Source organism: Streptomyces sp. MS06 (assembly GCF_047200655.1).
Classification (GTDB): Bacteria; Actinomycetota; Actinomycetes; order Streptomycetales; family Streptomycetaceae; genus Streptomyces.
Genome location: NZ_JBJZOJ010000108.1, coordinates 1 through 10,261, shown reverse-complemented (window position 1 = coordinate 10,261; position 10,261 = coordinate 1). Strand labels below are relative to the sequence as shown.

9 protein-coding genes are annotated in these 10,261 nt (G+C 73.6%); 6 read left to right on the top strand and 3 right to left on the bottom strand.

Going from position 1 to position 10,261, the window contains the following annotated elements; all coding sequences use genetic code 11:
* Window positions 1-161 precede the first annotated feature (161 nt).
* Window positions 162-575, bottom strand: coding sequence for a pyridoxamine 5'-phosphate oxidase family protein (locus ACL02U_RS32225; RefSeq protein ID WP_412794549.1), 414 nt, complete (start codon window positions 573-575; stop codon window positions 162-164).
* A gap of 498 nt (window positions 576-1,073) precedes the next feature.
* On the opposite strand from ACL02U_RS32225, the gene clpB reads away from it, so the two are divergent.
* Both clpB and ACL02U_RS32215 read left to right on the top strand, forming a co-directional pair.
* A complete protein-coding gene (clpB, locus tag ACL02U_RS32220; RefSeq protein ID WP_412794552.1) occupies window positions 1,074-3,677 on the top strand; it encodes an ATP-dependent chaperone ClpB in 2,604 nt (867 codons plus the stop codon).
* A 730-nt stretch (window positions 3,678-4,407) separates the two neighbouring features.
* Complete coding sequence (locus tag ACL02U_RS32215) at window positions 4,408-4,935, top strand: YbjN domain-containing protein (RefSeq protein ID WP_412794548.1); 528 nt, start codon at window positions 4,408-4,410, stop codon at window positions 4,933-4,935.
* 262 nt (window positions 4,936-5,197) lie between these two features.
* On the opposite strand, the gene ACL02U_RS32210 is transcribed toward ACL02U_RS32215, so the two are convergent.
* The gene (locus ACL02U_RS32210) at window positions 5,198-6,067 is read right to left on the bottom strand and encodes a dienelactone hydrolase family protein (protein ID WP_412794547.1); all 870 of its coding nucleotides are present in this window, start codon (window positions 6,065-6,067) and stop codon (window positions 5,198-5,200) included.
* Between the two features lie 68 nt (window positions 6,068-6,135).
* On the opposite strand from ACL02U_RS32210, the gene ACL02U_RS32205 reads away from it, so the two are divergent.
* On the top strand, window positions 6,136-6,957 hold the full coding sequence (locus tag ACL02U_RS32205; protein ID WP_412794546.1) for a helix-turn-helix domain-containing protein: 822 nt from the start codon (window positions 6,136-6,138) through the stop codon (window positions 6,955-6,957).
* Between the two features lie 82 nt (window positions 6,958-7,039).
* On the opposite strand, the gene ACL02U_RS32200 is transcribed toward ACL02U_RS32205, so the two are convergent.
* Entirely contained in the window at window positions 7,040-7,483 is a 444-nt protein-coding gene (locus tag ACL02U_RS32200; protein ID WP_412794551.1) for an ATP-binding protein, read from the bottom strand.
* 272 nt (window positions 7,484-7,755) lie between these two features.
* Here ACL02U_RS32200 and ACL02U_RS32195 point away from each other — a divergent pair, with 272 nt between their 5' ends.
* The 3 genes from ACL02U_RS32195 to ACL02U_RS32185 all read left to right on the top strand — a co-directional run bounded on the left by ACL02U_RS32195 (window position 7,756) and on the right by ACL02U_RS32185 (window position 10,123).
* A complete protein-coding gene (locus ACL02U_RS32195) occupies window positions 7,756-8,670 on the top strand; it encodes a helix-turn-helix domain-containing protein (protein WP_412794550.1) in 915 nt (304 codons plus the stop codon).
* Complete coding sequence (locus ACL02U_RS32190) at window positions 8,627-8,764, top strand: DUF397 domain-containing protein (protein WP_412794545.1); 138 nt, start codon at window positions 8,627-8,629, stop codon at window positions 8,762-8,764. The genes ACL02U_RS32195 and ACL02U_RS32190 overlap by 44 nt, the downstream gene beginning before the upstream one ends.
* A 282-nt stretch (window positions 8,765-9,046) precedes the next feature.
* Window positions 9,047-10,123, top strand: a complete 1,077-nt coding sequence (locus tag ACL02U_RS32185; protein WP_412794544.1) for a hypothetical protein — start codon at window positions 9,047-9,049, stop codon at window positions 10,121-10,123.
* Window positions 10,124-10,261 lie beyond the last annotated feature (138 nt).

Sequence of the window (10,261 nt, the reverse complement as noted above, 5' to 3'; positions counted from 1 at the left end):
CCCCCCCCCCCCCCCCCCCCCCCCCCCCCCCCCCCCCCCCCCCCCCCCCCCCCCCCCCGCTGCAGTTTTCGGGGGTTCGTGCCGGTATGGGAGGCGCGGGGCCGCGTGACGGCCGTGCCGTACGTGGCTGAATTTCGATGGTGATGCATCTCGGCCACGTCTTACCCGCGTCCCATCGCGCGGTCGAGCGCGATCTCGATCACCACGCGGTCCGGGTTCGGGGACGGGGTCCGCTCGTAGCGCTCCGCGTGGCGCCGCTCGGCGTCCGCGATCCGCTCCGGTTCCGTGCGGACGGCTGCGCGGCCCTCCAGCGTGCCCCAGCGCCGTCCGGACACCTGGCAGACGGCGACCCTGGCGCCCTCCGGGCCGGCGGCCAGGATGTGCCGGACCTTCGCGCTCGCCCTGCCGGTGATCACCCGGGCCAGCCGGGCCTCGGGGTCGTAGGTGACGGCGACCGGTACGACGTGCGGGGTTCCGTCCGGGCGCAGCGTCGTCAGCGTGCACAGGTGCCTCTCCCGCCAGAAGGCGAGGTACGCCGCGTCGGGCGCACCCGGGTCCTGCGGGTAGGCGGCCATCCGCGCTCCTTCGGGGCAGTGCCGGGCCCGCGTGGTGCCGGACCCGGGGTCGCACGCCCGCGGTGTCGGGTGCGCCGGACCCGCCGCGCCGGGGGCGTCCGGTACGGCGGGGAGGTGCGGAGGGTGCCTGCCGCCCGGGGGCGCCACCGGGGTGCCGCCCCGGCGGCCGGTCACGGCGGTGGCGCATCCCGCTCAGCGGTCGGCGAGCGGCCGGCACATCCGCGTGTCCGGAAACAGTACGCACCAGTGTGGCGTGCGCGTCGTCGACGTGCCAGTGGTCGGAGGCCTCGGATCGGCCCGGTGCGGGCGGCGGCAACCGGGGCCGCTCGGCCGCCACCGCCCCGCCCTGCGGCGAAATGTCGCGAAACATCCGAAGATCCTGGAGGTCGCCGAGCTCGAGCATCAAGGGCTCATGGCTTGAGCGCCATAGGCTCAAGTTTGTGTACACTGACTGAGTCAGAATGGATGCCGGACGCTGGCCAGGAGGAGAACGCGAACGTGGACGCCGAGCTGACCAACAGGAGCCGAGACGCGATCAACGCGGCCGGCAGCCGGGCCGTGACCGAGGGACACCCCGACCTCACCCCCGCCCACCTGCTCCTCGCACTGCTCCAGGGGCAGGACAACGAGAACATCACCGACCTGCTCGCCGCCGTCGACGCCGACCAGGCCGCCGTACGCGCCGGCGCCGAGAAGGTCCTCGCCGCACTGCCCCGGGTGACCGGGTCCACCGTCGCGCCCCCGCAGCCCAACCGCGAGCTGCTCGCCGTGATCGCCGACGCCCAGGCCCGGGCCGCGGACCTCGGCGACGAGTACCTGTCCACCGAGCACCTGCTGCTGGGTCTCGCCGCGAAGGGCGGGCAGGCCGGCGAGGTGCTCGTACGGCAGGGCGCCACCGCGAAGAAGCTGCTGGAGGCCTTCCGGAAGACCCGCGGCGGCCGGCGCGTCACCACCGCCGACCCCGAGGGCTCGTACAAGGCCCTGGAGAAGTTCGGCACGGACTTCACCGCCGCGGCCCGGGAGGGCAGGCTCGACCCGGTCATCGGGCGCGACCAGGAGATCCGGCGCGTGGTGCAGGTGCTCAGCCGCCGCACCAAGAACAACCCCGTCCTCATCGGCGAGCCCGGCGTCGGCAAGACCGCCGTCGTGGAGGGGCTCGCCCAGCGGATCGTCAAGGGGGACGTGCCCGAGTCGCTGCGCGACAAGCGGCTCGTCGCGCTCGACCTCGGGGCGATGGTCGCCGGGGCGAAGTACCGCGGCGAGTTCGAGGAGCGGCTGAAGACCGTACTCGCCGAGATCAAGGACTCCGACGGGCAGATCATCACCTTCATCGACGAGCTGCACACCGTGGTCGGCGCCGGCGCCGGCGGGGACTCCGCCATGGACGCCGGCAACATGCTCAAGCCGATGCTGGCCCGCGGCGAGCTGCGGATGGTGGGCGCCACGACCCTCGACGAGTACCGCGAGCGGATCGAGAAGGACCCCGCCCTGGAGCGCCGGTTCCAGCAGGTGCTGGTCGCCGAGCCGAGCGTCGAGGACACCATCGCCATCCTGCGCGGGCTGAAGGGACGCTACGAGGCCCACCACAAGGTGCAGATCGCGGACTCCGCGCTGGTCGCCGCGGCCAGCCTGTCCGACCGGTACATCACCTCCCGCTTCCTCCCCGACAAGGCCATCGACCTCGTCGACGAGTCCGCCTCCCGGCTCCGCATGGAGATCGACTCCTCCCCCGTCGAGATCGACGAACTCCAGCGTGTCGTGGACCGGTTGAAGATGGAGGAACTGGCCCTCAGCAAGGAGACCGACCAGGCCTCCAAGGAGCGCCTGGCCAAGCTGCGCCGCGACCTCGCCGACAAGGAGGAGGAACTGCGCGGGCTGGGCGCCCGCTGGGAGAAGGAGAAGCAGTCCCTCAACCGCGTCGGCGAGCTGAAGGAACGCCTCGACGACCTGCGCGGCCAGGCCGAACGCGCCCAGCGCGACGGCGACTTCGACACCGCCAGCAAGCTGCTCTACGGGGAGATCCCCGACCTGGAGCGGGACCTGGAGGCCGCCTCCGAGGCCGAGGAGGAGGTCGCCAAGGACACCATGGTCAAGGACGAGGTCGGCTCCGACGACATCGCCGACGTCGTCGCCTCCTGGACCGGCATCCCCGCCGGCCGCCTCCTGGAGGGCGAGACGCAGAAGCTGCTGCGGATGGAGGACGAGCTGGGCAAGCGGCTCATCGGGCAGGGCGAGGCCGTGCGGGCCGTCAGCGACGCGGTGCGCCGCTCCCGCGCCGGGATCGCCGACCCCGACCGGCCCACCGGCTCCTTCCTCTTCCTCGGCCCGACCGGCGTCGGCAAGACCGAACTCGCCAAGGCGCTCGCCGACTTCCTCTTCGACGACGAGCGGGCCATGGTCCGCATCGACATGTCGGAGTACGGCGAGAAGCACAGCGTGGCCCGGCTGGTCGGCGCGCCCCCCGGCTACATCGGCTACGAGGAGGGCGGCCAGCTCACCGAGGCGGTGCGGCGCCGGCCGTACAGCGTGGTCCTGCTGGACGAGGTGGAGAAGGCGCACCCCGAGGTCTTCGACATCCTGCTCCAGGTCCTGGACGACGGCCGCCTCACCGACGGCCAGGGACGCACCGTCGACTTCCGCAACACCATCCTGGTGCTCACCTCCAATCTGGGCAGCCAGTTCCTGGTCGACCCGCTCACCGGCGAGGAGGAGAAGCGGGAGCAGGTGCTGGAGGTGGTCCGGTCCTCCTTCAAGCCGGAGTTCCTCAACCGGCTGGACGACCTGGTCGTGTTCTCCGCCCTCTCCACGGACGAGCTGGGCCGTATCGCCCGCCTCCAGATCGACCGGCTCGCGGCCCGGCTCGCCGAGCGCCGGCTGGCCCTGGACGTCACGCCCGAGGCCCTGGCCTGGCTCGCCCGCGAGGGCAACGATCCGGCCTACGGCGCGCGACCGCTGCGCCGCCTGGTGCAGACCGCGATCGGCGACCGGCTGGCCAAGGAGATCCTGGCCGGAGAGGTGAAGGACGGCGACACGGTCCGTGTCGACGCCGGCGGTGAGGGGCTGACCGTCGGCCCGGGCGGCGGGGAGACGAAGACGCTCTGACCGACCTCCGGCCGGACCGTGCGGCATGGGTGGCCCGTGCGGCATGGGTGGCCCGTGCGGCACGGGCAGCACAAGTGGTTGGTGCGGCTCGGGTGGTTGGTGCGGCACGGGTGGTTCGTGCGGTGCAGGTGGTCCGTACGCCTCCGGGGGCGCGTCATGTGAGCGGCGGGTGGGGGTGCGGGTGCACCGCCACCCGCCGTGTGCGCCGCGCACGGTGCGTGTTCGCGCCGTCCGCCGTGCGCCGCCCGACGGCGTGGGGGGCGCACGGCGGACGGGCACGGCGGCCGACGGGTTCGTCCCGGATGCAAACGCCGGCCTGTGCCCCTGGCACTGCCCCGTCCGCCGTCCGCCACCCCACCGACCGGGTGCTCCTCGGCCATTCCCGCGCCCCCGCCCTCATCTCCCGCGGCCGCCCGCGACCGGTCGGCGCCTGCGCTTCCCACCTCCCGCGACCCGTCGGCGCCTGCGCTTCCCACCTCCCGCGACCCGTCGGCGCCTCCGCTTCCCGCCGCTCGTGGCCGTCCGCGGCCCGTCCACGGCCCGTCCACGCCTCAGGAGCCCGCCGTCCGTGCGGCCTCCCTTCCTGCCGTACCGTTGCCCGTCCCCGGCTCCCGGCCCATCGGCACCGGCCGGATCGTGTCAGCCGACGGCAGACAGGCCACGTCGGGGCTTGCCTCCCCCCTCCCCGGATGAGGGAGGATGGCGGAATCCGTACGAAGGGAAAAACACGGTGAGCATCGACCCGTCCTCGATTCCGAACTTCGGGGGCCAGCCCGAGCAGCAGCCCCAAGGACCGGCGGGCCCCGTCGTCCCGGATCAGGATCTTGTGAAGCAGCTCCTGGACCAGATGGAGCTCAAGTACGTCGTCGACGAGGAGGGCGACCTCGCGGCTCCGTGGGAGCAGTTCCGCACCTACTTCATGTTCCGAGGTGAAGGCGAGCAGCAGGTCTTCTCGGTGCGGACCTTCTACGACCGGCCGCACCAGATCGAGGAGAAGCCGCAGCTCCTGGAGTCGGTCGACGACTGGAACCGGCGCACCCTGTGGCCCAAGGTCTACACGCACACCCACGACGACGGCACCGTCCGCCTCATCGGCGAGGCGCAGATGCTGATCGGCCCCGGTGTGAACCTCGAGTTCTTCGTCTCCTCGACGGTGAGCTGGGTGCGTGCCGCGATCGAGTTCGACCGGTGGCTCGTGGAGCAGCTCGGTCTCGAGCAGGACGCCGAGGGCAACAAGCCCGAGGACGGCGACGCGTAGCACCCGTGAGCGGCCGCGGTGGCGCGCCCGCGCGAGCGGGCCCGCCACGGGGCAGGTCCGTGCTCACCGCGGAGACACCCGCCGTGGACGAACGCGAGCCCGGCCGGAGCGCCGACCTGGACGGTCGCGCGCCCCGGCCGGGCTCCCGCCGTTTTCCGGCCCCCGTATGCGCCCGCGCCGACGCCCCCTCCCGCGCCGACGCCCGCGCCCGCGTCCGACCTGCGCCCGCTGCGGCCGCCGCGGGCCGGTCCGGCCGGGCCGGTCAGGTGCGCGCTGCGACGCCGGTCAGCAGCGTGTGGACGCGGTGCCACGCGTCGGCTGCCGCGGCCGGGTCGGTGCCGAGGAAGCCGTGTCCGACGCCCGGGTAGACGACGACCTCGTGCTCGACGCCGGCCGCTCCCAGCGCGTCGGCGATCTCGCGCCGGTGGTCCGGCGGGACGACGTGGTCGTCCTCGCCGACGAGGAAGAGCAGCCGTCCGGTGATGGACGGGGTCAGCGACAGGGTCGGCTCGGGCCGGCTGAGCGGGATGTCGGTCGTCGGCAGCCATCCTCCGTAGAAGACGGCCACCGCGGCGAGGTCGAGGCGGGTGGCCGCCAGGTAGGCGACGTGACCGCCGAGGCTCAGCCCGACCATGCCGACGTGCTCGCTGCCGGACGCGCGGAGGTGGTCCATGCAGGCGCGGACGTCCCGGAGCACGCCGGTCCGCGTCATCAGCCCGAGGAGTTCGAAGCCCCGTTCCCGGCCGGCGGGGTCGCGGGGGAGTTCCGTACCCGGCGCGGTCCGGTGGTGCAGGTCCGGTGCGATCGCCGCGAACCCGAGGCCGGCCAGCCGGTCGCAGACCTCGCGGACGGCGGCGTCGACGCCGAAGAGCTCCATGCCCACCACGACCCCGGGGAACGGGCCGGGAGCCGCGGGGCGGGCGAGGTAGGCGCCCATCGGCGGCAGGTCGTCCACCGGGACGCCGACCCGTTCGGTGCGGATGGGCCGGATGGGCCGGATGGTGCGGACGGTGCGGTTCCCGGGTGCGCCGGGGTCCGGAGGCCGGTCCTGCGACCGTCGCGCGGATTGCTGCGCGGGCCCGCCGCTCGTCCCGGTGCCGCGGTCCTCCGGAGCGGTGCTTCGCGTGTCCATTCCGCCAACGTAGCCACCCCGTAAACTGGTATCCACAGGACGCCGTTCCTAGTAACGGGGGTACCAGGATGACCGGTTCCTCAGGCCGTGCACGGGAGTTGGGGGATCTGCTCCGCTCGCGGCGCGCACGACTCCAGCCCTCCGACGTCGGTCTGCCGCCGGGCGCCCGACGCCGGACCCGTGGCCTGCGGCGCGAGGAAGTGGCCCAGCTCGCGGCCATCTCGCCGACGTACTACACCGTCCTGGAACAGGGCCGCGACGTGCGGCCGTCACGGCAGGTCCTCGACGCGCTGGCGGCTGCGCTGCGGCTCGACGGCGCCGAACGGGCCCACCTCCACGAACTCGTCCACGGCGCCGCGCCCGCACAGACCCCCGTCGTCGAAACGCTGCCGCCCGCCGTCCCCGCCCTCCTCGACCGGCTCGACCCGTGCCCGTCCTACGTCACCGGCCGGTGCTGGGACGTCCTGGCCGCCAACCGTGCGGCCAGGGCACTGTGGACCGACTGGCCCGCCCGTCCGGCCCGCGAGCGCAACCTGCTCTGGTGGATGTTCACCGACCCCGAGGCGCGGGAGGTCATGGTCGACTGGCCCGCCGAGGCATCCGCACTGCTCGGCCGGTTCCGCTCGGCCTCGGCCCGGCACCCGGGCGACCCGCGCTTCAGCGAGCTGCTGGAACGCCTGCTCGCGGCGAGCCCGGAGGTGAGGGAATGGTGGCCGCAGCACGTGGTCACGCCGCTGAGCTCCGGCACCAAACGGCTCCGCCACCCCGCCCTGGGGGAGATCGAACTCCAGCACGTCGTCCTTCAACTCGCGGACGATCCGGAGCAGAAACTCGTCACCTTCACCGCGGCCGACCAGGACCAGGACCGCATCGCCGGACTCCTGGAGTGAGGCGCCCCCGGTGTGAGGCGCCCTCGATCTGAGGCGCCTCGGGGCATCCCGTGACGCCGGAGCCGACCTGCACCCTCGCGTGTCAGCCCGGAGCCGCGGGGGCCGGAGGATCGAGGGGGATCTCCGCCCACACCGTCTTGCCGACGGGGTGACGCGGAGCCGAACCCCAGCGCGCGGCCAGGGCGTCCACCAGCAGCAGCCCCCGCCCCGACTCGCCCTCGGGGGCCGACCCGGGCAGCGTCGCGGGAGGCCGCCGCGTGCCGGCCGCGTCCGCGACCTCGACGCGCACCAGGCCCGCCGCCGTGTCGAGAGCGAGCCGGAGGCCGAAGTCCCGTCCGGGCACCCGGCCGTGGCGCACCGCGTTCGCGGCGAGTTCGGCGACGACGAGGGCGACCGCGCAGGACGCGTCCGACGCCGGCGGGCACCCCCACTCCTCCAGTTGCCGTACGGCGAGCCGCCGGGCCAGCCGCGCGCCACGCGGAGTGCAGGCGAACTGCACGACGAGAGGCCTGCGTTCGTCCTCCACACCGTCGAGGGCATCCGTCTCGGCCGGGCGCGCGGCATCGGCGCGTCCCGGTTCGTCCGCCGGGGCGGTCGTCTCTGTCAGCACGGCGTCGTTCCGTTCTTCTCCGTCGAGCAGCAAGAGGGGGCGGGGTCGCACGATGTGCGCACTCCCTCACGTTCCGCATTCAAGAGTCGTCCGGTCGCCCTACGCTCACCAGGTGACGCAGCCTTACCGTGCGATCCGTAAGGAACGGAAGTGACGCTTTGGCCAACGGAATTGATCCCAGTGCGTCGATGGCGGCGCTGTTCGGCGCGCGCGTGCGCAGGCTCCGGACGGCGGCGGGACTGACCCAGGCCGAGCTCGGCGCCCTGACGCACGTGGTGAGTACCCGGATCACGCAGATCGAGCGGGCGTCCGGAGCGAGGCCCACCCTGGAACTGGCACGGGCCCTGGACGCGGCCCTCGGCGCGGAGGACCTGCTGGTGGACCTGTGGCCGTACGTGTACCGGGAGGCCTTTCCGGACTGGTCGCGCAGGTTCATGGAGCACGCGGAACGGGCGGTGGTCGTCCGCGAGTACGCGGCCCATGTGGTTCCGGGTCTCCTGCAGACCCGGGACTACGCGCGTTCGGTGCTGCGAGTTGGTCGAACGCTGGGCAGCGAGGAGCAGTTGGAGGAGCGGGTCGCCCTTCGGATGGGACGACAGGGACGCCTCAGCGCACCCGATCGCCCCGAGCTGTGGGTGATCCTTGACGAGGCCGTGCTCCGGCGGCCGGTCGGCGGGCGGGAGGTGATGCGTGAGCAGTTGGCGCGGCTGCTCGGCGCAGCTGCGGAACCCCAAGTGACTGTGCAGGTCTTGCCGTTCGACCAAGGCGAGCACGATGCCATGGGCGGCTCGCTCACGGTGCTCACGATGCCCGACGGTTCGGAGGCCGCCTACACCGAAGGTGCGCACTACGGCCAACTCATCGAGGATCCGGACGAGGTGGGCCGTTTCGCACTGACCTACGATCGACTGCGGGCGGCAGCTCTGCCCCCGCTCATGTCGCTCGACATGATTCGATCCGTGATGGAGGACAACCACCGTGGAGCGAAGGTCCCTTCCCGATCTGAACGGCGCCGGTTGGCGCAGGAGCAGTTACAGCAATCAGGAGGGCGGCAACTGCGTGGAGGTGGCCGACGGGTTCCCGGCCGTCGTCCCCGTACGTGACAGCAAGGTCCCGGCCGGTCCGGCGCTGTGCTTCGCAGCCGCCTCCTGGACCGCCTTCATAGGCGAGTTGAAGGCGGGCCGCACCCGTCCCTGAGGCTGCCGGTACCCGGCCGCCGTCCGCCTTCCCGGCGCACCGGACCCTTGCCCGCGAGGGTCCGGTCGGCCACGACATCCCCCAAAGAACCGGGGAAAGAACCACCCGCCCACCCACCCTCCCCGCGCCGGAGGGCGGGCGTCACCCGTGCGGGTGACCGGCTTGCGGGCGCGGGACACGGACCGTTACGTTCACGGCGACAACCGCAAACAGATACGGCCCCCGGCCGGGACGGCAATCCCGATCGAGGGCCTGACCGCTCAGGAAGTCGAGACCTTCCCGATGGCTGACTCGCAGTCTAACGCGCCCTCGCGCGCCGGCGCCGGAGCTCCCGGCTCCGGTGTCATCCACGTCCGCACCCGGCTGACCGCCGACTTCACGGTGATCGCCAACGCCCTCGCCCAGCGGCGCGGCAGCGCCGTCACGGTCGGTGTCGCCGCGTACATCGCGTCCCTGCCCGACGGCTCCCCGGTGACCATCCACGCCCTGTGCGCGCACTTCACCGAGGGCGAGATCCTCGTCTCGCGGGCACTGCGGGAACTCGAAGCCGCCGGATACCTGGAGCGCCGCCGCGAGCGGACGCCCACCGGGCAGGTCCGCACCCGGACGTACTTCTACGACGTCCCCACCGGCACCGACGACGACGGTCCGGGCGGTGGCGGTCCGGGCGGCCCGGACGATCCGCCCCGGCCGCCGAGGCCGCCCCGGCCCCGTACCGGCACCGAAGCCCCAGGGAGCGCCCCCCGGCGGGAAGCCGCACCCGCTCCCGACCCCGGGGAGCCGAGGGACAGCGCCGTGAATCCGATCGGGGACGGGACCGTGGACCCGATCGGGGACGGGACCGTGAACCCGACGCCGGCACCCGCCGACGTCGAGAGGTCCGCACCCGCCGAAGCAGGGACGGCCGAGCCCGCCCACGCCGAAAGGGCCGTCCGCGCCGAAGCCGAGACGGCCGCCCTCGCCGACGCCGACCCGGAGGCGGTCGCCGTGCTGACCGCCCTGCGGCGGGTCGACCCCCGTCTCGTGCTGTCCGCGCGGGAGGCCGCCCGGCTGGCGCCGGCCGTCGCCGAGTGGCTGGCGGCCGGTGTCGGACCACGCGAGATCACCGAGCTGCTGACGGTGCGGCTCCCCGACCGGTTCCGGGCCCGGCCGGCGAGCGTCCTCTCCTTCCGGCTCCGCGAGACACCGCTGCCCACCCCACCGCACCCCGCGCCCCGCCCGGACGCCGGACGCCCGGCCGTGCTGCCCTTCCAGACCTGTGACGGCTGCGAGCGCGCCTTCCGCGCCCCCGAGCCCGGCCACTGCCGGAGCTGCCGTGCCCGCCACGACGACCGGGAGCATCTGCGCGCGGCCGGCTGAGGCGGTCGGTGGGCGCCCGGTGCCCTCCTGAACTGCGGACTTCGTACGCGACGAGGTGAATCCGGCAGGCGGCGGACGGCCCACGCAATGCGGCCCCGCCGCTCACGCGTCGGGGCCGAAACCCGGTCTTCCGGCTAG